Raw genomic sequence first — 25,117 nt, 5'->3', positions numbered from 1 at the left:
GCCGCCTGCACACTCCTAGCTTGAGAAGGCAAAGCAGACGTCTACATTTTGGGCGTGCCTTCGGTCAGGTCAGCATGGGAGTGTCCGCGCTACTTCCCTCGCTTTTCAATCTTTAGATCTGGGAGGTCGGGTCGCTTGGATAACACACCGGCCTCCTTCAAGGCTGTATATCCAACCTTTTTGAGGAGCTTCTCTGTTTTGGCGCGCTCCTTGTCCAGAGCGGTATCACCTTTGACCTTGGGCATCCGTCCTCCATTTGGTCGTTGTCGTTCGCCGGTAAATGAGATTGCCGGAAATGTCCCGCAGTGTCGTGCTTTGACCCGCGGCCGAGGACTGCATTGAGGCGCATTGCCGCCCGGCAGCCTTTGGGCCGGAAGCGGACGGGCAGGCTATTCCTGCTGGAATTGACAGGGCCAATCTTCTGGCCTCGTCATGCCAGAAGGCAACTCGGTCCGGGCGTCTCCGCAAGCCATGTTGAGCTGCCACTGGGACAGACCCGCCGAATTGGACAGATCGAGGCCCTCGATACGGGTCAGAAAGAAAAAAGCGCCGTCAAAGTCTATCGGTGCGGTGAACTTCGCTCCTCGGAAGTCCGCCCGCGCGAGATTGGCAAACGAAAAGTGGCTGCCGCTGACATCGGCGTCATGGAACTGTGCACGCCCCAATTCCGCCTTTGTGAAATCAACATTGACCAGATTGGCGTCCTGGAAATTCGAGCGCTGCACTTCCGCGCCCGCAAACACAGCGCCCTGCGCGTCCATATGGCTGAAGTCGGTCCTGTAAGCCTCGATTTTGTCGAACCGGGCGCCTTTGGCGGTCGAGCCGGCCAGGGAAGCGCGCACAAGCGTTGCCTTCTCAAAATTTGCCGCAAGGAGATTGCTGTTCCTGAGGTCGGTCGAAGTGAAATCAACACCGAACAGGTTTGCCCCGCTCAGGTCCTGTCCTTCTAGGATGAGAAGCTTTTTGTCACACTCCTGCCAATTGACGCCAGGCGTCGCGGCTGCGTAGCAATCTTGAGCGGCGGAGGCGTTTTGCCAAGCCAATACAGTGCAAACCGCCAGAACCAAGCCGGATCCGCCGTAAGCTCTGGTTCGTCTCAAAGTCATTGTTGCTGGACCCCTCTGCTACTCGTCGACAATCAGCCTTACCACATCTGCTGACACTCGAGCCACGGTAACGACCGCCGTCACAGTTTGCGCATCAACGAACCGCCGATAGCCAGCGGCAGCTTGCGGAAATTATCGAGAGTGGGGAAAGGCTTTGACGGCAGAGTGCCTTTTCGCAGACGCGCATGAGCGCCTCAAGTGCACGAACGGAGCGTGAGCAGCGCCTGGAGGAGCGTCTGACGCTCGCGAAGGAAATGACGGGGAGCGTAGATCCGTTGGATTTCATAGTTCGCCAAGCCGTTTCTCTCGTATTCTCTCGTATGGTCTGGCGAACCAAAGGACCAAGAAGACAACTAGTTTCATGCGAGCTGTATTTGACCATGGTAATATGAGCGCTGCCGCATTTGGCCGGAAGCTGACTGGCCGCTTCTGGCGCAAAACGATAACGGATGTTTAACCTGGTCTGGTTCAAGCACCGTTGTCGGGTTCAAATCGCGTGACCACGCCAATGGTACTCCAGTATGGCGCTTCGGAACCTCCAGGTTGCGGGGCCTTGTGATCGCAAGTAAACAGTCGCGGAATTTGGTCACACGAAATGGCCAATCACCGGTTTCGAACGTCCGCAATTCGTGGCGTGAACGATATATTGCACACCTACGGGACCTTACTGACCGATGCCGGCCTGCTCGCCTGTAGGCTGGCGAGGAGCGGCCTGGGGAGTCTCTGGGCCGGCGTCGGTCACCGCTGGCTACGCTGTTGCCTGCGGAAGCTGACAGTCATTGTGATGAGGGCAATTTGCCCACCATCGTCGTCAAACTGCGCGGCGCCGTGAATGACCTACTGCATTCCGCGGAGGGAATTCACGTCGGCGCAGAACTCGGCGTAGGGCTTGCTCATTGCCGCGTCATTGCATTCGCGCAAGATCATTTCGCGCATGGCCTTAGGCTTGTCCATGAAGACCGCCTCCCGGCCTGGTCGGGCGGAGCCGGCGACTTTTTCTGTTCGCCGAAATCGTCAAGCACGCCCCTGCTGGGGCGAAGCTTTCTAAAGCACGTCCGACCACATATTTTAGGAGGGCGCCACCAACGCTCTACCAATCACGGTTCGGAACACTGCCGAAATAACCGTTAGTCGGCGCTAATGTTTCGGTCTGGACTCGCTACCGCTTTGGAAGCATTCTGCACTCGGGGGAGAGGGCGTGGGCAAAGTCCAGCGTCATCAAGGTGCGGATCAGGCCGACCGCTGGCGCAAGAACGCAAAGGGGCGGTGGATGTGGCGACGGCAATATCTGCCGGCGCTGGTGATGGTTCCCTGACCGGTTTTCAAAGTGAACCCAAGCTCTCGACAAGCTCGTCGGGCTCATCCCAGCTGGCTGGCTGAGTGGCACCCGCACGGCCGGCGCGGGGAGCTGCGATATCAAGGGCAACATTTCCACCAGTACCGACGAGCGATTTATCACGTTCCAGGGCAGGAGCATTACTGCCAGACGACGATCAGTTTCAGTACAGCGAGCGCTGGTTGTGCAGCGAGGCTAGGCATGGGCCGCCGGCTGGCGCAAAGCAAGGCGGTAGCGCGGTAGCCACCACCATGTGCAGGCCCACCAGCCCGTCATCATGGTCCGAACCTGATCGCACCCGCCGACCTTGGTCTCAATGTCGTTGATTGGCACTGCCACGCGGCTTTCCTTCATTCGCATGGTTCGCAGACATTAGCATTATCGCATACTCTCATCATCCGGCGTCGTCACCCTCACAAAGCAGCGCCGGTAAGGCTCGGCGCCCTTCTTGTTTGTCCCATGTGCCAAAGGAGGTCGCCGGGCCTGCCGTTGCTCATCTTTGCGGGTTGCTCCTGATGGCTCCGCTTGGCGCCGTGGCCCTGCGTCTTCCTTCAGGTAAGGCCGGCGAGGCGCTTGTCAGACGGCCTGGCATGTAGGATTATGGTCCTCGTCGCGGCGACGCCCTCAATGGAGAGCGCCAATGGCCAGAACAAACCTTCCGAACAGCTTTCCCGGGCTGAAATCGAGCGCTTCCTGGCGGCAGCCGAAGCGCTGCACAAGAGCATCGCCGGGCCGCTCCTGGCGTACCACAGGGAGCACTGCCAAGCTCTACCTGAGGCCCATGGACCCCTGTTGAAGTCGATTGAGACGGTCACCGGCCAGAAGGCGCAGTTCATCCGCTGGAACGGGACAGGACCGGCACAACCCCGGAGAAGCCTCCGGGCTGGTTGTCCTCGCGCAACTCTCGCGCCGCATCACCTCTAAGAGCAGTTCGAAGACGCTTTCGATTTCGCCGTTGATTTGGTCGGCAGGGATGCCAGGCTTCTCGGCCGCCGTCGTCAATTGGTCTGCTAAGTCGCTGGCAGCGATCGGATCGCCTCGCGTCACAATCGCGGCGCGGAGGGGTTTTATTAGCTCCCCCTCATCTTGACGCCGGTGCCGGCTGCTCCAAAGTCTTGGGCATGGCTCGGGGAAGTATCAAAGTTGGCGACGAGGTCGCAGTCACGGCGATTGTGCGCGGCCGGGTGACGCCCGATCGCATAAGCGTCACGATCCCCTCCTACGACTTCCCGCATTCTGTTGTCGATTCGGCTTCGAAGGCTGTGATTGGCCAGCATATGGAATTGATCGGCCCTATACACGCATCGACGGGAACAAGGTAACCGTCAGCCTCCGGCCATTGGTGACTGTCGAGGCCGAGCACGTGCGCCTGGTCGAAAGCCACGTGGCGCTTCCGCGAGCGCGAAAAAGGCCGCTCGTTGACAAAAGTTTAACTTGCCTGCCCCCCAAGGAACGGCCAGTGAAACTTTCCCCATCACATCGGCTCTGGTCGCCTCCCGCTAGCTGCCGGCGCGTTGCGATATCGGCGCAGTAGACGGGTCGGCATTTTCCGAACTTTCCGCCATGTCGTCGCGATGACGTTGGCGAAGGCGCTTCAGCAAATCGCGTGAGGCTTGAATCGCCCTGCGCGATTGATCCATTTCTGGCGAAACGTGGCGCGTTCCTCCATGGACTTCTGCCACTTCAGCAAGGTAGCCGTAGTCGCAGTGGCCGCTTGAGCGATATCTATGGGCGTTGCAACCATCGCATCCTCCCAAAAAAGGCAATGGTAAACGCAATCTTTATAGGCCCGCCGAAACCCTTTCTTCAATCAAAAACGAACATACGGCACATGGCAAAATGGCTATTCGTCGGGCCGCTCGACGGCGGCTTCGTCGACCTCGGCCTCCATCTCGTCGTTGACGGTTTTGGTCTTGCCAAAACCGTCCATCGCCACACCGTCAAAGCCCTGCAGCCATGCTTCCGCATATTCCTGCCAGTAATGGCACCTCACGCTCCTTGCCATCCTTGCGCGACTGCGCACCGTACATCCATGCATAGGTGACGCGCTCCTGGTCCTTTTTAGCTACGGCCATTTCCGTTCTTCTCCCGGAAATCCAGCAGCCTTGCGTGCCGCAGCTTCTCTTCGCCTTTGAGGGTCTCGACCCAGCCAACCAGTCCGGGCTTCAGCCACTCGGCCTTTTCCTTTTTATGTCCCTTCGGGACCGGGCCGCCAACCTTGCCCTGGACACGATCCCAAAGCGCTTGCCGCTCAGCGGCATTGAAGTTGACGAGTGCGCCGCCTTTGTAGAGGCCCTTTTCAGCCATGATCACCTGGGTAGCTTTGCCGCGCTCGCGCTGTGCACCGATGATTTGCATTTCCTTTTCCTCAAAGCACTTGATCTTGCGCCAAGCGCTCGTTTGCCGCTGCGATATGGACTGCCCCTTGAGCTTCGAGACCATGCCTTCTAGCCCGTCTCGTCGACCAGGTGGCAAACGGCGTCACCAGTGCGGCATCGCTCCTCTGAATTGAATGCGCCCGCCGGCAGGGATCATTTCGTGCAGGATCTCGCCGCGATCTTCGGTCGGCATCCCGCGCAGGTCATGATGCGTGGAACCCTGCCGGTTGCTGACCGTTCTCCGTCTATGGAAGCCCCGAACCAACAGAGCCAAACGATCCTCGTGGTTGACGGCGACGTCATCGCCCGATGCGTCATCGCGGACTATCTCCGCCACTGTGGCTACAGGGTGATTGAGGCCCATTTCGCACGTGAGGCGCAACAAGCGTTGAACTATGCGGAGTTCGGTGTGGACACCGTCTTGTGTGACGTTGACCTGCCGGGCAACATGGACGGGTTCCAACTGTCGAAGTGGGTTCGCGAGAACAAGCCCGAGGTCAAAATAGTGCTTTCTGCCGCAGTAGAACGAACTGCGATCGCGGCGGGCGACCTTTGTCAGGAAGGCCCGCACCTTGCGAAGCCGTATGAGCCGGCCAACGTAGTGGACCATATCAGGCGACTGCAGCGTGTTTGGAGCTTACGATCCAGGAACCCTGGTGCAAAGCGCAATTGATCTCTGTCCAGACGCCGAGAGGCTCGTCTGCATACCAATGGTGATTTAGCCCTGCGAACTGGACGCCGCTCAAAGGAAGAACGGCGTATAAGCCGCAGTCCTGCGTGCGGCCGCAACAGTGGACGGTTGTCGCGCGCAGGACGGAGGAAATTCGCCCTCATGCGCGGGCGGTGAACGGGATACCGTAGGAGCGTCAGCATAGCGCCGGCCACAGGATGGGACGCGGCACCGACTGTCCCCGTCCGGTAGTCCGCATGTTTTGGTCGAAGCCGACCGGCTGAGATCGTGCGCATTTTGGTTCTCGACGGTACGGCCGCTGATCGGCGATGATGCGAGGACCGAGTTGCCTGGAAGAAATCGATCTGGTCTTGCACCTTTTTTGCTTCCTCATTCGCGGGGCAGCTTGTGATTTTCCAGCCTGACAGACCCTCCCCTGTCTATAAGAAATTTCCCGACGCATGAGCGCACGTCCAACACAGTGCGGGCTCCAATGCTCACCGGCAGCGCGAGAATGGTAACCACCTACCTTGAGGGGAGCGCCACGTGCGTATTCAACGATGCAGGCGCTGCCAACCTCGGCATCCCCGGGAATAGCAGGCTTATAAATGAATATACCGTTGATCAACGCTATCGGCGCAGCCGCCGGGAGATGGACAGACCGCGTTCCAGCTAGGGGGATCGATGTTCCAGGCTAAAGGCATTGGCATGCCCGAATTAGAAAAAAGACCTGAATCCCGTAAAGCAGCAACAAAATGCCGAAAGCTATCCAGAAGCCGGGTCGCGTAAGCAATGCCAGATCTTTTCTTAGCTGCTCCATTCACATCAACTAACATGGCCAAGCGTCGTTCCCGTCCGCTGGGGACAAATTTCAACTAAGCTAATAGGCTTCGTCGCATAATGGCCGCGCCACTGCGGATCGAGACACCTCAGCGCCCCGCATGAGCACGCGCAACTCGATCGGAGGCGCAAGGAGAAAGTTCGGAACGGTTCCAAGAACCCCAAGCAAATTGAGCGCCGCAGCGGACGATAAGGTTCACGCATATCCCGGCGAACATCCGCACAGCAATGGTCAACATCAACGGCAGAAGGGCGTCCGAAAAGAAACGCATCTCTGCGTCACCGCCTCATCGAGAGTCACCGCTGCGGCATCTTGAATAAAGGTCGGCGATCCGAAGAGCATGCATTGCGCAAGATTTTGTAAATGACCTGATGCCGAGACCGGCCCAAGCGTCCACCCTAGCCTCCAGCCGGTCATTGCATGAGACTTCGACAGGCTGTTCACAATTATCGTCCGCTCTCTCATTCCGGGAATGGATGCTATTGAGGGAACTCGCCGTCGAACACTGTGCTGCGGTAAACCTCATCGCTGATGATCCATAGATTGTGCCGCTCGGCAAATGTGGCAATTGTTCCAGATCGTCCCTGCCGAACTCATATCCGCCGGGATTGTTTGGGGAATTCAGCAAGATCGCCCGCGTTCGATCTCCTACCTTTGCACTGAGAATATCCTCGGATGCCTTCCGCCGCGCATTTTGCAGCGATAGTTTGGCGGGTCGGACCACTGCTCCACCGGCGCGTATTGCCGCTTCGTATGTAGATACCAAGGCTCAAGGCAAAGCACCTCGTCGCCAGGTCCGGCAACGGAAGCTTAGTGTGATTGGGCGGCCAGGCGGCCGGTCCCCAATTCGTTCGAATGATGCGCTTGCCTCGCCAAGGTCGCATGGTGAGTCAGCCGGCAAACCAAAACACTCAACCGCCGGTTAGGCCCGGCCGCCTGATGCGCCCCACAAGAGGCTGTGCCGGGCCGTTCGTCGGGGCTTCTGCACCTGAGCGTTAATGGGCCCAGGCAACACACCATTGACGCCAAGACGATGGCAAGAAGGGGAGTCGCGCAGTCCTCAAGAATAAGTCAGCAGGCACCTAGACCGATGTAGGGCCTTCCAATCGCAGCTCTCGGCTCCTCGCGACGCCGGCGCCCTGGCATCGTTTGATTGAACGAAGACGCTGAGTTGAGCTCTCGATACAAAAGCATCTCAGTCCTCGTGCCTCAATGGTTCCGGGCATGCGGCTGCAGGGGATGAAGTCATGAAGTTCAGGGATTTGATCAGACGCGCCGAGGACAATGTGGAGAGGTCGTTCGACGATCTCGAAGCTGACTTGGCTAACGCTGTCGACCAGTGCCTCGATTTGGAGGATGTCGCCGACGTGCCAAACATGGCAGGCGACAACAACGAACAGGATGACAGCGTACGGAGTGAGGGCGGTGCCGGCGACGACGATGATAGCTCGCCGATACCAGCGCATCGGCTGACCTCACACACGCAGAGCCGAATTGCTGCAGTGAGCTCGTTCAACGGCTTGTTCCACGATGCCAAGCTCCATTTCGAGGAGATCAACGCAAAAATCTCCGAAATTACAGGCACATGTCAACTGACGTTCGAGTTTTTTCACATCCTTCACGCGGACATTCTCCGTGCGAACGAACTGGAGCTGGCGAACCAAAATCTGATCGCAGATCAAAGGAACTTGTCGGAAACACTCAATGACCTGAACAGACGGTACTGTGAGCGTCAAGGCACCATCGAGACATTGCAGCAGCGCCAGGCAAGCCTTGTTCAGGAGTGTGAAGTGCTCCGTGGCGCGTTGGCCGCGGCAAGGCTGGAGCTGGTCGAAGCGGCGAACACCACCACAAAGAACGAAGCGGAATTTGGCGACCTCACGAACATGCTTGCCGCCGCAAATGTCGAGGCCGACAGGCGCTCCCGAGAGAACAAACAGCTGCGTGAAAAGAATGTGAGCCTGTCTATTGACCTGGAAAAGGCCATGAAGCGGGAGGAAGAGGCACGGCATAGGCTGGATGCCTTCTCGACGATCCATGCCAACGAAGCTGCGCGAAATTCCGAAATGCTGAGTGCGCTCGGCAAGAGCGAAAAAGAGGCAATCAAATTGCACACCTCACTCGAGGTTGCGCAGGCGAAGTTATGGGAGGTGACCGAAGCAGCCAGGATTATGCAGGCGGACATGGATGGCGAGCTTAAACGCTGCCAGGCTGAGAACCGAGGATTGCGCTCAGAAGTTCAAAGCCTCCAATCGCGCTTCGAACTCGCCTCAATCGCAAACACCGAGGCCGCGGCCGAGATCGCCAGGCTCCAGCTACAATGGAGCGACGCCCTGGCGGAAAAACAGGTGACCGACGAAAGGTTGGCCGCACTCACCGAGGAGGCCGAAACCAACAAGGTGAACCTTTCCAAGATCGCCGCAGATTTTGCGCAACTGTCCATGCAGCAGGCGTCCGATCAGATCGAACTCGATGTGAGACGGCAGGAATGCGAGGACTTGCGGGTCGAAATTGCCTCGGTCAATGCTCGGGTCAGGGAATTGCTGCCCTACAAGAGGTCGCATGGAAGCGCGAACGCCTTGCCGCATACATCTGACGTGGCAAATGTAGCGGTGACTGCAGACCGAACGGTGCATGCCGCGCGCCGTGGCCGCCGCAGGGCCCTCGCTGCGTTGTAGGAGCAAAGAACCTCTCCTCCCGAGGCAGTCACTCCTGTCGATGACAATGTCCCAGACGAGCCTCGCGCGTCGGCCGCCGGCGTCACCCCTGTCGGCCTCACGTCGCCTACCCCAATATGTCAGCATGCACGCCTGCAGTGTGCCTGCGATCGACCGCTGACAGCCGCCATGTCACTGCCGGAAAGCCCTCGACATCTGGTCGGTAAGCGGCTTCAGCAGATAAGACCAGACGCTGTGTTCGTCCGTACTTATGTGAACCTCCGCTGGCATACCGGGTTTGAGGACTTTGGCATCGGTCAGACAGGTGGACTTGTCTTCGACATTGATGCGCGCCGAGAAATAAGAAAGCTGGCGCTGTTGATCTTTTATCAGGTCCGCCGAGATGCGCTTGACAGACCCTTGGCAGGCAGGCGTGGTGCCGGCGTCGAAAGCCGGAAACCGGATCGAGACCCGCTGACCTGGACGAACGTCATCTATGCGCGACGGCGCAATCAGCGCGTCGACCACAAGGTTGCCGGTGTCAGGGACGATCATCATCAGAACTTCGCCCGCGGCAATCACGCCGCCGATCGTGTGAATGGAAGATTCCTGTACCGTTCCCGATTGCGGAGCGCGGATGGTGGTTTTGGCCAGTTCGTCCTGTGCCACAACCTTGCGCTCGCTGAGTTCGGTTTGCTTGGCTTCCGTTTCACGAAGTTCGCTCGTTACGTCACTACGCCTTTGTTCATCGAGCTGAAGAATCTGCAATTCGGTCTCGCTGATCCGGGCCTGCGCCTCGGCAACTGCCGCCGCGAGGCGCCCTGATTCTCCGTGCGCCCGGGTGGCATCCAGTCTGATGTTGCTAAGTCGCTCTTTGGACACCAGTTTCTTTGTAAAAAGCGCCTGTACATCGACAAGATCGCCATCCAGCAGGACCACGGATTGTTCTTCCGCGGTCTGTTGCGCCTTGAGGCCCTCAACTTGGCGTTCGAGTTGCTTTGAGCGGCTTTGCAATTGTGCCTTCTGCCCGTTGAGGGCCGTAGCGCGGCTGTCGAACAGCGTGCGCTCGCCGTTCACCAGCGCAGCCAGCTCCGGCTCGCCCATTCGCGCTTGAAGGCTGAACGGAAGCTGCATCTCCGACAGGCCTTGCCGCTCTGCCTCCAGCCGCACAAGCCGAACCGTTGCCCGATCAAGATCCTTGCTAATTATCTGCAGATTGGCCCGTGTCAGTGTGTCGTCCAACCGTGCCATCACATCGCCGGCCCGTACATGATCCCCGTCTTGCGCGAAGATGCCACCTATCGTGCCGCCCGTCAGATGCTGCACCTTCTTTATGTTGCTCTCGACCACCACGGTCGCCGGCGCAATTACCGCGCCAGCAATCTTGGTCAGACCGAGCCAGAGCCCGCCGCCGGCAAGCAACATAACCGTGACCGCCGCACCCAGGATCAGGTTGGCCCCGATTCCATCGCGCGTGCCCGAAATCGCTTTGCGCCGGCTCCCATTGCCGATCGGGGCCGATGGAGCCATCGTCGCCTCAGACAAAAAAATATCCCTCATGCGTGACCGCTCACCCCTTTGTGCATCGCGACGGCCGCTGCCGGGCGTTCAACCGGCGCAGCAAAGGGGCGGATGACGTTGGCCAGGACCTCCTCGCGTGAGCCGAAGGCGTGAAGCATCCCATTGGACATTACGAGTACCCTGTCGATGTTGGTAAGGGCAGAAGGACGGTGCGCAACTACGATGACGATGCCTCCACGTCTGCGCACTGCCAGGATCGCGCCGGCCAAGGCGGTATCGCCATCGACGTCCAGATTTGAATTCGGCTCGTCCAGAACGACGAGAAACGGATCGCCGTAAAGTGCCCTGGCAAGCCCTACGAGTTGCCGCTGTCCAGCCGACAAGGCTGTTCCTCCCTCGCCCATGCGTGTTTGAAAACCGTTCGGCAATCGCAGGATCATTTTGTCGACGCCCGCTGCCTTGGCAGCTGCAAGCACGCCCTTGGCGTCGCCCTTCCCGCCAAATCGCGAAATGTTATCGGCAACCGTTCCATCAAACAGTTCGACGTCCTGGGGCAGGTAGCCAATATGCGCGCCAAGCTGTTCTTGGTCCCATTGGTCAAGCGAGGCGTCGTCCAGCCTCACCGTGCCGCGAAGTGGCTGCCAGACGCCCACCAGCGCGCGCACAAGCGTGCTTTTGCCAGAACCGCTCGGGCCGACAACGGCCATTCCCGTCCCTGCAGCCAGGCGGAAGCTGACATTGGCTACCGTCGGTTTTTGCTGGCCCGGTGGCGCTATAGTCAGGTCCTCGACCGCAAGCTCCGCTTGGGGGCGCGGAAGTTCCATATGTTCGTCCCGGTCAGGAAAAGCGGCCAGGGCCGTTGCCAGTTGCGAATAGCTTTGCCGGAACGCGGCGAAGCCTCGCCAGTTCGCGATAGCGGCGTCAACAGGAGCCAATGAGCGGCCCAGCAAGATGGAGGATGCGATGATCACGCCTGGCGAGGCTTCGCCTCCTATCACCAGGTAGGCACCCAGTCCAAGAACGCAGGACTGCAAGGCCAAACGCAGTGCCCTAGAGAGTGCCCCGGTGGCGCCGACGACGTCGGAAAGCTTCTCTTGGTGCCTCAGATATGCGTTATTGATCTCGCCCCAGCGGTGGGCAAGCCTTGCGGAAAGGCCCATCGCGCGCACGACCTCCGCGTTGCGGCGTCCGGATTCGGCGAGATTGCGTTGCGACACCAGCGTCTCGGACGCGCGTGTCACCGATGTGCGGCCAAGAACTTCCGCCATGACCGTGAGCAGCACGACAATGATCGCACCGCTTGTGGACAACAGACCGAGCGCAGGATGCAGGAAATAGATGATCAGCAGGTAAAATGGAATCCACGGAGCGTCGAAGATGACAGTCGGCCCCATTCCGGAAAGGAAGCCGCGTAACTGATCGAGATCACGGAGGGGCTGTATCCGGTTCGCATCCTGCCCGCCAATGAGCGGCAAGGACAGTGAGAGGCCGAACACCCTCTGCTTCAAATTCCTATGGACACGATTGCCCACTCGAACCAGCAGGCGCAGCCGCACGAAATCCAGCAGCCCGTAGACAGCGTAAAGACCCAGCATTCCGATCGTGAACCCGACAAGCGTCGGAACGCTCTGCGAAGGTAGAACGCGATCGTAAATTTGCAGCATATAGACCGAGCCGGTCAGGGCGAGAAGGTTTATGACTGCCGAGAAGACGCCGACGCCTACCAGGCCAGGCACGGTCCCAAGCATTGCGCCTCGCAGATCCGACGAACTCCTTCCACCAGGGTTCATGGGTTTCGACCTCCCGTGAGAGATCGTTGCGCAAGCTCACTGGCCCCACTGGGCACGGACAATCTCTTGCTGTTCAGGAGCGTATCCCCTTAGCCTTCTAATATTACGCCCCACTAACATGATTGGACTTTAGTCAAAATGTAGCAAAATCGTGGCGCTGACCCGAGAAACCCGGAACCCACATATTAAATCGGGGGAAAACTGCCGTTCCACCGTATTTAGACGGGCTTCATGCCGGGCGAGCCACCCCAAGAAAACCGCTGCCTGCCGTTTTCGGGGCTTTCTCGGGATTTAGCGCTTCCTCGCAACAACCAGGAAGTGTTGCGCCAGCTGGCCAGGAACGCGAAGCCTTCTGCAGGCCTTCTCGACAGGCTGCATCATCATTTCACAGAACCCTGGCAACAGGTTTCCCGGCCGAGGCAGGTAACCATACGGTATCGTCTGCTCGACGGTGAATCCCGAGGCAGTCAGGAGGGCCTTGAACCTCGCTGCGCTCAGCGTGTGGCGAATTGTGCGTCGAGACACTCGATTGAGCAGCCGGCACGCCAGGCCGACGGGCGACGTCGCATTCATGTGAACGTTGCACACAAGCCGCCCGCCATCTTTAAGGTGCTCATTGATCGCTTTCAGTGCATGCCATCTCAGTTCATCCTCTGCGTTCAGGAAAAAACGAAATGCGGTTACCACATCGAACGTCATACCCAACTGCTCCCTTGTCACGTCGACGTGACGCAAACTCACATTGGGCGGTACTTGAGCGCTGTCGAGCATAGTTCTGGAAACGTCGGCGCCAACCACCTCGCTGAAGAGGCCGGCGGCTACCTCGGCGATGCGACCTGTTCCGCATGCGAAATCGAGGCAGTTTCGGCTCGCTCCGCTCAAGGGGCGAAGAACGTCGAGGATCAGGGGCTTTTCGATATTCTCCCAAAGCGCGCCATAATAGCCGGAACTGTGCGTTTTGTTGTAATGTAGGCCGTAGCCGGGCGCGCAATGGCTGGTCCTGTAGCCGTCCGACACGAAGCCGCCCTGCGCATTGCTCTCCTTGCTAGACGTAAATTCCTGCCAATTTCCGGACTCACCGGCGCGTGACCTGGACCGCACAATTCGCGCTGACGGCATATGGAAAGCATAACTTGACGACTGCGTCACCTGATCCGCGTTCGTTGAGGGTGTCAGGGTCGCTCCCTGGTTGAAAATGCGCCTCACCTTGGATCTCCGTTCAGTTGGGTTCGCCCCCCCGATAGAACAGTAAGCTCCGCACGGACTGCGGCTGACGCCCTATTGGACTGCCACACTTTGCAGTTCACTGCTGAATCTGGCTTCGACAGTATCCCCCGGCAGCACAATCGCATCTTCGTCAACCAACAGCTTGCGCCATTCATTGCCGATCTTGCGTACGATGGTCACCTGGGCCCGTACCGTTTCGCCGGCAATCGGCAATGGCTGTGTGGATGCTCCGGTCGGCTGCAGCTTCTCGCTGGCGGCATGGAGCCTGGCGGTGACATCCGCCAGCCGGGCGTTGGTGTCCTTCAGATCCGTCAGCAGGCCAATCCTCCTTTGATTGTCGTTGCGTTCGTGCTGTCTGACAAAGTCCTCCTGCTGGCGCCGCGCCCTCATCAGTTCGACCGAGGTTTGAAGCGCGCCGCTTGAAGATAAAAGCAACGCGCGCCTGACATCCGCGAGCCGGGTGTTGGTCAGATTGCCTGCATCGAATGCCTTCGTCACTCGCGCCAAATCTTGCTCATCCGCCTTCACGCTCTCGCCCTCGACTCGTTCGCGTTTCTGCAAAACGCCAATTTGCTCGGCAGCGTCCGTCCGGCCCTTCTCCAGAAAATCCTGCTCTTGCCGGAAATCACTCAGCGCAACCTTCAGCGCCTCTGCTTCAGCCTGTGCCATCGCGGCTACAACGCTCGGCGAAAGAGGTGATCCCTGTGGTGTCTTCTTGTCGAAATCCGCCTGGCCCTGAAGCTCGGCGCGAATGCGGGCAGCGTGAAGGTATTCTTTCGTGTAATCTCCCCAGAGCATTTCGTAATCGCGCTTGAGATCGACCGGATCAGGCCCGGCCTGGCCCGCCCGTGATCGCAAGAAACTGAAGCCGCCGGAAACGGCCAGCGCCTGCCGTACAGTCATGAGCGGACGGTAGGCCTGTTGTCCCGGGGTGAGCACATCGCCCGTTACATAGATCGGGCGATAGTCCGCTATGATCGCTGTGACATCGTCGGGCTCGACAGTAACTGTCTGCTCCCGCCCATCAGTCAGACGCACGTGAAAAATCTTGCTTGGCAAGACCTCTTGCATGCGCCTTTGCAGTTGGGACGCCGTCAGGCCTGCGACCATGATCATTCCAGCCTCCGGAAGGGCGATATTGCCATCCATCTGGACTACGGCGCGCTGCGTCCGATCAGGGATCGGCGCTATTCCTATCTCGACCGTATCGCCAGGTGAGAGTTGATAGGGCTCGACCTCGCCTGCGCAAGCCATCGAGGTTAGCGACATCATCACGACTGCGCCAAGAACGTATCGTCTACTGAAGGTCATTTGCGACAATCTCCTTCCGGTCAAACACCGGCTTCAAAGGCCATTCAACACGACTAACGAAATCGTATACCGGGCCACCGGGCACGCCCCAGTTGCTGGACCAGACCACCTGGGAGCCGTCCGGAGAGGGAGAGGCATGCGTCTCGCTCCAGTAGTCGAAGGGCGCGTTGTGCGTGTCTGCGACACGGCGGACCTCTCCACTGCCGTCTAGACGCAGAGCAATGACTTGCTGAGCGTAAGGCGCCCAATCCGGGTGCTGCGATAGTTCGGCTGGCGTGCCGCCATAACTCAGAAACACCCAGCCGGGCCTGCCGAGCGACCTGAGTGACGCATGCATGGCCTCGCCATATTTCATCAGCGAGGTAGCCTTGCCATCAGCCAAGCGGCGCTTGATCACCTGATATTTGTCAGGATCCGATTTGCTGATCCCGACATAGATTTCGCTTCCGTCGGAATCGACCGTCATGTCGCCATGGCCCGGTCGATGGTGCTCCATCCACTTCTGGCGCAATATGCCGTCGATGGAGAAGACGAAACTCGCTTCGATTCCGTCCGGTAATTGCTGGGAACACACTATGTTGATTCCGAGTGGTGAGATCGAGCAGGAGCCGGTCGTTCCCGGGAATTCGGCAAGATCGATATCCGGGAATTTCCGCCGTTGCTTGAGATCGTAGCCAAAAACCACCGCTCGGCCGTCATTGTTCGTTGCACGCACCGCAATCCGGCTGCCGTCGCGGCTCGGATTGCCTTTGTTGGGTCCAAATTTGAGGTTGGAGTACGCTCCGGAGGCGAACACGACGTCCTCATGATCGGTACGTGGGGCCCATGTCGCAATCTGCCGGCCCCCGACACAGATCATCAACTCGGGATCAGTGGGATGCCATTCGCATTCGGTCGCGCGGTTGCGGTGGAACAAAGGCAAGTAGGTTTGTCCGTCGAGAAAGCACAGGCCACCGCAGCCATTGGCGATCAGGAGCAGGCTCTGGTCGGCATTCCAAGCCTGTGCGCTTGAGTAACGGTGGGTGCAGTACTTCTTCCCGCATACACCCGCCCGGCCGAGAACGCCCGGTCTGGTGATCCGTGCGAAAACCATGCGAGACCAAGGATCCCTTGTTTGGCGCACATGGCCCGGCAGGTTGTCCACAACCGCGGTGGCCGCCGCCTCCGCTGCCTTGCTTTGACGGCCACCGGCAACGTAGATGTTGGGAGATATGGCACCGGCAGCCAGCAACAGCGCCAACGCATGACGGCCGCCCAGGGTCATGTCATGTAACCCACTTCGCGCCGTACCCGGCCTTCACTAAGACGCTCGCGCCACCACGTGATTGTTCGCTCCAGCCCATCGCGCAGGCTGGTCTGTGTCCGCCATCCAGTCTCGCGTTCAAAGCGCGAGGAGTCGGCGAGCAAGGCGCGAACTTCGGAATTTTGCGGCCTCAGGCGCCTTTCATCACGACGGACCGGCTTTTTGCAATCGGTCAACTCAAGAACAATGGCCAATACGTCCGAGACGGTCGCAGCGCGTTGGCTGCCAGCGTTGTAGGCGTGGCCGAACTCGAGCTGGGCGAGACCTGCGGTCAGGAACGCTGTCGCGGTGTCTTCGACATAGGTCAGGTCGCGGATCGGGCTGGTATCGCCGACCATGATCGCAGGACATTTCGGGTCGAGGACCTGCCGGATAATGGTCGGCACGATGGCGCGTTCACTCTGGCGCGGGCCGTACGTGTTGAAGGGTCGCATGATCACCACAGGGACATCGAACGACCTGGCGTAAGACTCCGCCATCATGTCGGCGCCGATTTTGGATGCCGAATATGGTGACTGTCCCTGCAGGGGGTGTGTTTCGCCGATCGGCATGGTTTGGGCAGTTCCGTAGACCTCGCTCGTGGAGGTATGGATCACCCGCTTCGTCTCCCATAGGCGCGCCGCTTCGAGGACGTTCACCGTGCCTAGGATGTTGGTTTCCACATAGGACTGGGCAGCGGCGTAGGAATATGGAATCGCAATAAGCGCCGCCAGATGAAACACCGCGACTTGGCCGCGCATGATCCGGTTAAGGAACGCACTGTCGCGGACGTCACCACGGACGAGCCTCAACTGGCTGCGGATGGTGTCCGGCAGATCGTCTAGCCATCCATGGCTGTCGAAGGAATTGTAAAGGGCAAGGGCTGTGACATCTGCCCCGTTGCGAACAAGCGCCTCCGTGACATGCGAACCGATGAATCCGTCCGCGCCGGTCACCAGGACTTTCTTTCCATTGTAGCTCATCACTGCGCATTCCCTTGGCTGTTTGGAACGCTTCCCTTGGATATTCAAACGTCGATCGGCGGTACCGGAACCCAACCGACCACTGCCAGCACTCCCCGCACCATCCACGCGAGGTCGGAGACGATGGTGCGTCGCGGATAATATGAGAGGTCCAGTGTTGCCTTGGCGGGGAACATGACCTCCCGGTAGAACACGATCGGATCTACGGATTGGGGGAAGTAATGCGCTTCGTGCCGAAAAACGACCTGGGCTGGTCCCAGCAGGCCTGGCTTGTATTGCAGCACGGCCCTAAGCTCGCCCCGGAAACAATCGGCGAAAGCCAGGCTCTCGGGCCGTGGGCCGACGATCGCCATTTCGCCTTTGAGGACATTCCACAGCTGCGGTAGTTCGTCCAGCTTCGTCGCTGCGAGAAAGCGGCCAACGGTGGTCATGCGTGTATCGCCCACGACCGTCAGCGCAAGGCCTTGAGAGCCGCAGTTCACACCGAATTTGCGAAATTTGTACATGCGGAAGGTTCGGCCGCCGGCCCCGATGCGGGTCTGAGCGAACAAGATCGAGCCACCGCCCTCGAGCAGAAGCGCTCCGGCGATCAGCAGCATCAATGGCGCCAATGCGACGGTAGCGATGCCCGCCACCGCAAGATCGATTGCGCGTCTCGCAAAGCCGTGATCAGGATTTGGAACGAACATCCGGTGAAAGGCAGGGTCTAACGCATTCATGCAGCAGTTCCTCTTTGGGCGCCTGCTTTGAGCGCGCCTGTTTTGAGCGCGGCTGCCAGGGCAGCCACGACTGATTCGGCGGCGGCGGAAGTGATCTGGGGGTGCAGCGGAATTGTGAGCTCTCGCTCAGCGAAATCCTCTGTTCGGGGCAAACTCACGCCGGGAAAGCGCTCGCGGTAGAACGTCATTTGGTGCACCGGCGGGTAGTGGATGGTGGTCTGTATGCCCTGTGTCCGCAGCTCGTCGATGACATCCTGCCGGCTCGCGTAGCGCGGCAGGACGATCGGCATGATGTGGTAAGCCGACGTCCGGGGTTCGCTAAATGGAATGACAATGGCTGGGCAACGGTCCGCGATCAGGCGTCGGTACAAGACAGCTATGATACGCCTGATTTCGTTCCACTCTTGCAGGTTCTGCAACTGAACCAGCCCTATTGCCGCTCGCATCTCGTCCATTCGGTAGTTGAACCCGAGCATCGTGACATCATATTGCGGCGTACGACTGTTCAGCCGCTGATGCGTCCCCGTGGTCATTCCGTGCCCGCGGGCCAGGCGAACCCTGTCGAGCAGATCGGGGTCACGTGCGATCACGGCGCCCCCTTCGGCCGTTGTCATGTTCTTGTTGCCATAGAAGCTGAACGCGGCCGCGGCGCCGAATGTCCCGACTTCCCTAAGCCCGGGCGCGTGCGCAGCGTCCTCGATGATATGCAGCCCGCGAAGCCGGGCGAACCGCTGCCATTGTTCCCGATCGGGGAGATACCCGGCGAAGTGAACGAGAATGACCGCTTTCGTGCGCGTCGTGCACCGCGCTTCGGCTTCCGCAACCGAGATCAACGGCACGTCGACGGACTCGATATCGACGAAGACCGGCGTCGCCCCTACATACAGCACCGCATTCGCCGTCGCCACGAACGTCAGCGAAGGAACCAGTACTTCGTCGCCAGGGCCGATGCCCAAAGCATGGAGGAGAAGATGGAGCGCTGCGGTGCAGGAACCAACCGCAACGCAATCTCGCGCGCCATGCATGCCGGCAAAGGCCTGTTCGAACTCTCGTACCCTGTCCCCCATCGTAAGCCAGCCGCTATCAATCACCTGCGACAGGGCTGCCTTCTCTGGCACGCCTAGGATGGGGGCGCTCACCAAGAGCATCTTGACCTCCTGAAAGCCTCGTTAGTGGCTAGACCTCTGCATCAGACTTTCATGCGGCTGCAGCGGCAGCCGCGACCTCGATTGAGGACGACTGATCTTCCCAGGCAATTGCCTGTGCATTCTGGAAGTCATCGACACGACCGATGTCGAGCCAAAGACCGTCATGCTTGTAAACATGCACGGTCGTGCCGCCCTGCATCATCTGCAGCATCAGGTCATCGAACCCAAATGGGATCCCGGACGGAATGAACCGCAGGACATCTGGGTTCATGCAGTAAATCCCCATGCTGACGAGATGGGAAAGCGTCGGCTTTTCCCGGAAGAGCTGGACGGTATTGTCGATCTCGTCGATGACCCCGAAGTCCATCTTGATATGACGGCACGCCGTGGCAATCGTAACGGGATCCCTATGCAAGCGGTGCGCGGCTACAAACCGGCTCAGGCTTAGATCTGTGAGGACATCGCCGTTCAGAACGACAAATGTTTCGTTCAGTTCATCCCTAATCAGAGAGAGAGGTCCGACGGTGCCGAGTGGCTCCATTTCCTGGGTATATTTGATCTTCAAGTTCCATTGCGATCCGTCGCCGCAGACGCTACGGATCAAATGCCCTAGATACCCTGTCGTAATATACACGTCTTCAATGCCGTTGCGCCGCAGCCACTTCAAAAGCAACTCAAGAACAGGCCGGGCCCCTATCGGCATTAATGGTTTCGGCAGGACCGATGTAAACGGTCGAAGGCGCGTACCCATCCCACCACATTGAATCACCGCTTTCATTCGATCCTCCTGATCTGCAGTTGGCTTTGTTCGGGATCGGTGTTCCATTGTCCGGCCAGGGCATACCCTCAAATCCGGCCAAACCTCGGCGGCAATCCGAACATCATATGTGAAAAGGTATGTGACAGCCGGGGCGGCTGTCGTCGTGCATTCGAATGGTAGGGATTCAAAACGTTCAAGGTATTAGATGGCCACGAGATCAACAGCCGATAGAAGCGCGATTGGGCACTGATCATGACGGCGATAAAACGAAAGCAGTTGCTTTCAAAAAAGCTGCGATCCGCCCGGGCCGGGCCGGCCTACAGGTCCAGCGACAGCGGGTGGCGACATAACAGAAATGGTCCTGAACAGCTGGCTTTGGACCCACAAATGGGGAACCGGCATCGTTTTGCGGACAGGCACCGCACGCCAGGGTTAAAAATCTATGGATGAGCTTCGCAATTTAGTATTATATTAGACGTTCTGGATGTGCGTGGATGGGACGCTGCGGACATCACTGTGATGCGTTGACCAGTGGATGGCCGCCATTTTAGGACCACCACGGATTGTCGATCATAGGCGAATGGGAGGTTCCAGCGGGTTTTCTCGTCGGGAACCGAGTAACGCGTTGGGGTAGTTGCATGGCTCGGATCGTCATTGCCGACGATCACGGCTTATATCGGCGTGGTCTCCGGCTGGCACTCATGGCTGGAATTCCAAGCGCCGAAATATTCGAAGCTTCGTGTTTCGATGCCGCGGTCAATCTTTTAGAGGAGCAGGCGTCCATCGATCTTGCGATCCTCGATCTGAACATGCCTGGGCTGTTCCATCAGGAAGTGCTCAGCGACTTTATGGCTGCCTATCCTGACACTCGCTTTGCGATCGTTTCCGGGGATGATTCCCGCTCGGAGATACTGACCGCGCTTTCGATCGGACTTCACGGGTATATCGTCAAATCGCAGAGCGACGAAGAAGTCGTGCTGGCTGTAAACGAAATCCTCGCTGGCCGGATCTATGTGCCATCTCTCCTATCTCGAACGTCTGCCGACCAGAGATCGCATGCCCCCCCACCTCCGGTTCAAAATGCCAGCCGCCGGCACGAGGGCTCGGGCGACGTCGCTAGGCTGACGTCTAGACAGAAGGACGTCCTCAAGCTGATGGCAGAGGGGTACTCGAATAAGGAGATTGCCCGCAATCTGGACATTGCCGAGGCGACAACGAAAATCCATGCCGCAGCCGTGCTGCGTGAGCTTGGGGTTAGAAACCGTACCGAAGCAGCTGTGTTGCTCCAAAGCTGGCTGACGAGACAGGCGAGTTGACGTATGCCCCTCGAACCGGCCCGAGTTTCCTTGCAGGAAATCGCAGCAAAGGGCCCACACCATCGGTTAATTGGCCAATTCGGCTTCGACTTGGAGGGGCTCTATTGCAATCCAAATTCCTCAATTTCTTTGCGCGATACACGCAGCGAATATCGAAGGCCATCTTCGGTTATTTCCATATTCGGGGAATGCCCGACAAGCGGCGTGCTGTCCACACCGATTATCAGTGACCCGAACCCGCGGCGTACGGCTTTTGAACTCTTCCGTCGGCCCGATTCCACCCAATCGAACACGAGGTCGTCACCTTCGTCCTCGGATGCAAATCGCCACTTAACTTCGACCTTGCCATTCGGGTCACCCAGCGCACCATGTTTCACCGAGTTTGTCGTCAACTCGTGAAGGATCATCGCCAAGCCCTCGGCGGCGCCGCTTGGCACAGTGAGGGAAGGTCCACTGATCGTAATGTCGCGTGTCTCCTTGAAGGGCTGCAATTCCCGGTCCACGAGTTCATGGAGCATCCCTGACAGGTTGGCATGACGAGAAAGGATGCGATGGGTCGCCTCCAGTGTTCGAATCCAATCGATCAACATCTCCTTGTATTTGGCAACATCATTGTCGGGAATATCGATCATGTTGACCAGAGCTCTAATCACTGGAAACACATTGCTGAACCGATGGCGCTCTTCGCGCATTATGCGCTCGCGTCTCTTTACGGCGGCGCGAAGCAAAGTTGTTTGTCGACGTTCGGTCAGATCCGCCGCCACCCCGATGCGCATTTTGCGGTCGCCGTGCTCTTCCTGCCGTCCACGCAATGCAATCCAGCGTGTGTGACCATCCACTTGCCGGACGCGAATCTCGACGTCAAAGTTCAATGCCGATGAAGGCTTTGCCGAGGCGGACAACTTCGGCCAGTCGACGGGATGGATTACGGCCGAGAGTTCTTCCAAGCGGCGGACTGGGGCCGGAGGCAGACCAAGGATGTCCCAGAACTTGCCGGAGCCGGCGACTGTCCCATCCTCAATGTCTATTTGCCATGTGCCCAGGCGCCCGGCAGATACGGCGAGATCGAGCCATTCCTTCTGAGCCCGAAGGGCCTCGCGTGCCGCTTGTCGCTCGGAAATATCGTCAATCACCGCGAATACGCTCTCATTTGGCGCCTCTTCCGGCCGCGACGAAGACAGGGCCAGGTGAGCCCAGAATGCCGTGCCATCCTTGCGCAAAACGCGGATATCCGTAGCAGACGCGGTCCCATTGCCCAAATCTTGCAAAAGTTTCCGCACAGTACCTCGATCGTCGGGGACAATGAGTTCCTCCAGCTTGAGTTGGGCAAGTTCCTTGTGCGCGTAGCCGGTCATCTCCAAAAGCCGTCTATTCGACTGCAGCAGTTCGCCATGGCGATTGGTATTAGCAAAGCCCAAGGCGGCAGCGTCGATGGCACCGAGCCTCGCTTCTGCCACCCTGAGCGCACCATGCAGATCTTGTCGCAGGCGGTGGAACACAGCTGCGATCAGGCTACCCGAACCCAGAAGGAAGACGGCCCCGGTCCAGTCTCCACCAGTGAGGTGACCGTCCAGCAGGTGTCGCATCCACAAGCCGGCGACCGCCATCAGAAGCGTTGCTGCGATGGCAACAAAACGGCCCTCAAGATACACGATGACAACGGTTATGGGGATAAACGCAACAAGCGGCAACGGCTGGCCGCCATATACCGTACTTATCGCCTCGAATGCTATCGATGCTGCAAACACCAAAAGCGAAGCTAGATGAGCCCACGTAGTGCTCGACACATTCGATTTGAGCCAGCGCAGGTCCGAACCCATGCGCAAAGACTACAACTTTCGGTCTAGTCCGTCGAGACTAGGCCGAAGGGGTGGCACCTAATCCCAATGCCCGATTGCCATGACTTTGCCGGCGAATAAAATCATGGTGTCAGGAGCGCTCTTCAGAAAGATATATCCAAGAGACGCTGCGGAAAAACCATTCGCAGATTTCTCGCGTATGTGGAAATTCAAGTTGAAGCAGCAACTTCATCAGATTTGATTTGCGTCAGTAGCAATGGGTTGGGTGGAAGCGATGACACTGATTGAAACGCGAAACGATGCGCTTGCAGGCAGGCAATACATTGTATTGAACGATACCCGCCACGAAAGGCCGATAAGCCTTGTGGACCGGCCGGACGCAAGGGTCGGCGGATCTCGACGACGCAGCCTGGAATCCATCACCGGCATGCTTGATCGTATGGGTTGCGGCTATCTCGTCCTGGACCGAGACAAGAAAGTAATAGAATGGAACGCTGCCGCTCGGGACACCCTCGCACGCCAGGGCGAAGCAACTGATACAGCCGTCGAGCTTGCTGCCGGGTTGAGGCGGCTGGTCGCGAATGTTCCGGTCCACCTCCAGCCGGGCTCACTCTCATGGGTAGTGATCCACAGCAGAGGCGACAGGCCGGTGACCATGAACGAGACGGGCGTCGTTACACCGGACGGGACAACCGTCGTCGCATTGCTGGACCGGGATAACAAATCGGCGGCCAACCCTCGCACGTTGCAAAGGATGTTCGGTTTGACCAGCGCGGAAACGCAGTTGGCGCTACGCCTGGCCCATGGCGACGCGCCCTTGGAGATCGCCCGTAGCTGGCATCTCAGTCGCACGACTATTCGCTCTCAGCTCGCCTCGCTGTTCGCCAAGACCGACACGAGGCGTCAGGCGGAACTAGTGGCTCTTTTGGGGCGCATTTCGGTTTTGCCATGAGAAATCGACTGCTGTCTGCATCCGCTTTGATTCAGACAGCGGCGGCCCGCATTGAGCGCGCTGTCGCGTAGATCACAAGGCCGGCGGCGCCATTTCCGATCGTTCAAGCGCTGCCGAGATAGCGCGGAACGCGGAACCTGGAAACGGGAGTGACTTGCCATGGCCGAAGCAGATTCGAAGGTCAACAAGCTGGCGGATATCGTTCACGGGCTGCAGGATGGTGCTGCGTCGACCCTTACGCACACGGGGCCGATCATCGTCACGGGCGCCGCTGGGTTCATCGGATTTCATGTTGCGTTACGCCTTTTGCGGCTCGGCGCCGAGGTCATCGGCGTCGACAACTTCACGCCTTACTACGACCTGAAGCTGAAGGAGGCGCGATTTACACGGCTCTGCGCCGAGCCGAGGTTCACGCCGATGCGCTTCGACCTGGCGGACCGGTCGCTGGTGAAAGCGCTGTTCTGCGAATTCCAGCCATCGCACTTCGTGCATCTGGCCGCCCAGGCCGGGGTACGTCATTCGCTCGTGGACCCGCATGCCTATGTGGAGTCAAACATAGTCGCGTTTCTCAACGTTCTGGAGGGCTGCCGACACGCCGGCGTCAGCCATCTCGTTTATGCCTCGTCGAGCTCCGTATATGGTGCCAATCGACGCATACCCTTTTCCGAGCATCATGGTGCCAATCATCCGGTGAGCTTCTACGCCGCCACCAAGGCCGCCAACGAGTGCATGGCGCATTCCTACAGCCATCTGTTCGGCTTGCCCGCAACCGGACTGCGCTTCTTCACCGTCTATGGTCCCTGGGGCAGGCCCGACATGGCTGTCTATACTTTCACCCATGCCATCGCCGAGGGCCGAACGATCGAAATCGCCAATGCCGGGCGCGTATGGCGGGATTTCACCTATATCGACGACATCGTAGAGGGGGTTGTTCGCGTGCTCGCCAAACCACCGTGTCAGGATCCCGGTTGGGACGGTCGCGCTGCCGATCCTGCCACCAGCTCGGCGCCGTATCGGCTGTACAATATCGGCAATGATCGGCCGGAAGAAATCAACCATCTGATCGCGCTCATCGAGACGGCGCTTGGTCGCCGCGCCCTTCGCGTCAACGTACCTTTACCACCAGGTGACGTCCTGGAAACCCGCGCCGATGTCAGGGACCTCCGCCGCGCCGTTGGCTTCGCACCGGCGACAACACTGGAGGACGGCGTGCAACGTTTCGTGGAATGGTATCGGGAATTCCATGCATGCCCCGTCGGACAGGTGCGACCAGCCGGCCTTACGGTAACGGCATAGTGAGCACAACAGCGGCATTTCCTTG

At 58.7% G+C, this 25,117-nt stretch carries 20 protein-coding genes; 5 read left to right on the top strand and 15 right to left on the bottom strand.

The window, feature by feature from the left end; genetic code table 11:
- Positions 1-389 precede the first annotated feature (389 nt).
- The 4 genes from ACYG9Y_RS05190 to ACYG9Y_RS05175 all read right to left on the bottom strand — a co-directional run bounded on the left by ACYG9Y_RS05190 (position 390) and on the right by ACYG9Y_RS05175 (position 4,884).
- Complete coding sequence (locus tag ACYG9Y_RS05190) at positions 390-1,106, bottom strand: pentapeptide repeat-containing protein (RefSeq protein ID WP_023739588.1); 717 nt, start codon at positions 1,104-1,106, stop codon at positions 390-392.
- A gap of 1,531 nt (positions 1,107-2,637) precedes the next feature.
- The gene (locus tag ACYG9Y_RS05185) at positions 2,638-2,781 is read right to left on the bottom strand and encodes a hypothetical protein (RefSeq protein WP_156942341.1); all 144 of its coding nucleotides are present in this window, start codon (positions 2,779-2,781) and stop codon (positions 2,638-2,640) included.
- Between the two features lie 1,504 nt (positions 2,782-4,285).
- On the bottom strand, positions 4,286-4,435 hold the full coding sequence (locus tag ACYG9Y_RS05180; RefSeq protein WP_245260474.1) for a hypothetical protein: 150 nt from the start codon (positions 4,433-4,435) through the stop codon (positions 4,286-4,288).
- Between the two features lie 68 nt (positions 4,436-4,503).
- Positions 4,504-4,884 carry an ATP-dependent DNA ligase gene (locus tag ACYG9Y_RS05175; protein ID WP_050596043.1) on the bottom strand — a complete coding sequence of 127 codons (381 nt, stop codon included), beginning with the start codon at positions 4,882-4,884 and terminating at the stop codon, positions 4,504-4,506.
- 96 nt (positions 4,885-4,980) lie between these two features.
- Here ACYG9Y_RS05175 and ACYG9Y_RS05170 point away from each other — a divergent pair, with 96 nt between their 5' ends.
- Complete coding sequence (locus ACYG9Y_RS05170) at positions 4,981-5,493, top strand: response regulator (RefSeq protein ID WP_245260475.1); 513 nt, start codon at positions 4,981-4,983, stop codon at positions 5,491-5,493.
- Positions 5,494-6,568: 1,075 nt separating this feature from the next.
- Here the strand turns inward: ACYG9Y_RS05170 and ACYG9Y_RS05165 are convergent.
- Positions 6,569-6,796 (bottom strand): aminotransferase class I/II-fold pyridoxal phosphate-dependent enzyme, encoded by a 228-nt coding sequence (locus ACYG9Y_RS05165; RefSeq protein ID WP_084014362.1) that lies wholly within the window; start codon positions 6,794-6,796, stop codon positions 6,569-6,571.
- Between the two features lie 782 nt (positions 6,797-7,578).
- Here ACYG9Y_RS05165 and ACYG9Y_RS05160 point away from each other — a divergent pair.
- Positions 7,579-9,009, top strand: a complete 1,431-nt coding sequence (locus ACYG9Y_RS05160) for a coiled-coil domain-containing protein (protein WP_023697139.1) — start codon at positions 7,579-7,581, stop codon at positions 9,007-9,009.
- Between the two features lie 171 nt (positions 9,010-9,180).
- Here the strand turns inward: ACYG9Y_RS05160 and ACYG9Y_RS05155 are convergent, their stop codons facing one another.
- The 9 genes from ACYG9Y_RS05155 to ACYG9Y_RS05115 all read right to left on the bottom strand — a co-directional run bounded on the left by ACYG9Y_RS05155 (position 9,181) and on the right by ACYG9Y_RS05115 (position 19,747).
- Complete coding sequence (locus tag ACYG9Y_RS05155) at positions 9,181-10,518, bottom strand: HlyD family type I secretion periplasmic adaptor subunit (protein WP_031253261.1); 1,338 nt, start codon at positions 10,516-10,518, stop codon at positions 9,181-9,183.
- A 26-nt stretch (positions 10,519-10,544) separates the two neighbouring features.
- Entirely contained in the window at positions 10,545-12,257 is a 1,713-nt protein-coding gene (locus ACYG9Y_RS05150) for a type I secretion system permease/ATPase (RefSeq protein ID WP_023739595.1), read from the bottom strand.
- A gap of 333 nt (positions 12,258-12,590) precedes the next feature.
- Complete coding sequence (locus tag ACYG9Y_RS05145) at positions 12,591-13,505, bottom strand: class I SAM-dependent methyltransferase (protein ID WP_023749118.1); 915 nt, start codon at positions 13,503-13,505, stop codon at positions 12,591-12,593.
- Positions 13,506-13,577: 72 nt separating this feature from the next.
- The gene (locus ACYG9Y_RS05140; protein ID WP_023691487.1) at positions 13,578-14,837 is read right to left on the bottom strand and encodes a polysaccharide biosynthesis/export family protein; all 1,260 of its coding nucleotides are present in this window, start codon (positions 14,835-14,837) and stop codon (positions 13,578-13,580) included.
- Entirely contained in the window at positions 14,824-16,101 is a 1,278-nt protein-coding gene (locus ACYG9Y_RS05135) for a hypothetical protein (RefSeq protein ID WP_023739597.1), read from the bottom strand. The genes ACYG9Y_RS05140 and ACYG9Y_RS05135 overlap by 14 nt, the downstream gene beginning before the upstream one ends.
- On the bottom strand, positions 16,098-17,102 hold the full coding sequence (locus ACYG9Y_RS05130; RefSeq protein ID WP_023739598.1) for an SDR family NAD(P)-dependent oxidoreductase: 1,005 nt from the start codon (positions 17,100-17,102) through the stop codon (positions 16,098-16,100). Before ACYG9Y_RS05130 ends, ACYG9Y_RS05135 begins: the two co-directional genes overlap by 4 nt.
- 44 nt (positions 17,103-17,146) lie before the next feature.
- A complete protein-coding gene (locus ACYG9Y_RS05125; protein WP_023681043.1) occupies positions 17,147-17,821 on the bottom strand; it encodes a sugar transferase in 675 nt (224 codons plus the stop codon).
- Positions 17,818-18,969 (bottom strand): DegT/DnrJ/EryC1/StrS family aminotransferase, encoded by a 1,152-nt coding sequence (locus ACYG9Y_RS05120; protein ID WP_023681042.1) that lies wholly within the window; start codon positions 18,967-18,969, stop codon positions 17,818-17,820. The genes ACYG9Y_RS05125 and ACYG9Y_RS05120 overlap by 4 nt, the downstream gene beginning before the upstream one ends.
- Before the next feature lie 49 nt (positions 18,970-19,018).
- Complete coding sequence (locus tag ACYG9Y_RS05115) at positions 19,019-19,747, bottom strand: nucleotidyltransferase family protein (RefSeq protein WP_023706591.1); 729 nt, start codon at positions 19,745-19,747, stop codon at positions 19,019-19,021.
- Positions 19,748-20,367: 620 nt separating this feature from the next.
- Here ACYG9Y_RS05115 and ACYG9Y_RS05110 point away from each other — a divergent pair.
- Complete coding sequence (locus ACYG9Y_RS05110; RefSeq protein WP_023681040.1) at positions 20,368-21,045, top strand: LuxR C-terminal-related transcriptional regulator; 678 nt, start codon at positions 20,368-20,370, stop codon at positions 21,043-21,045.
- A 101-nt stretch (positions 21,046-21,146) separates the two neighbouring features.
- Here the strand turns inward: ACYG9Y_RS05110 and ACYG9Y_RS05105 are convergent, their stop codons facing one another.
- Positions 21,147-22,865 carry a PAS domain S-box protein gene (locus tag ACYG9Y_RS05105; protein ID WP_023739599.1) on the bottom strand — a complete coding sequence of 573 codons (1,719 nt, stop codon included), beginning with the start codon at positions 22,863-22,865 and terminating at the stop codon, positions 21,147-21,149.
- A 253-nt stretch (positions 22,866-23,118) separates the two neighbouring features.
- Between ACYG9Y_RS05105 and ACYG9Y_RS05100 the strand changes: the two genes are divergently transcribed.
- Entirely contained in the window at positions 23,119-23,796 is a 678-nt protein-coding gene (locus ACYG9Y_RS05100) for a helix-turn-helix transcriptional regulator (protein ID WP_023689781.1), read from the top strand.
- A 159-nt stretch (positions 23,797-23,955) separates the two neighbouring features.
- On the top strand, positions 23,956-25,092 hold the full coding sequence (locus tag ACYG9Y_RS05095; protein WP_084014363.1) for an NAD-dependent epimerase/dehydratase family protein: 1,137 nt from the start codon (positions 23,956-23,958) through the stop codon (positions 25,090-25,092).
- Positions 25,093-25,117: the final 25 nt, after the last annotated feature.

It is taken from the genome of Mesorhizobium sp. W050 (assembly GCF_054719535.1).
The sequence above is the reverse complement of the archived record's forward strand: the minus strand, read 5'-3'. Positions and strand labels throughout refer to the sequence as shown.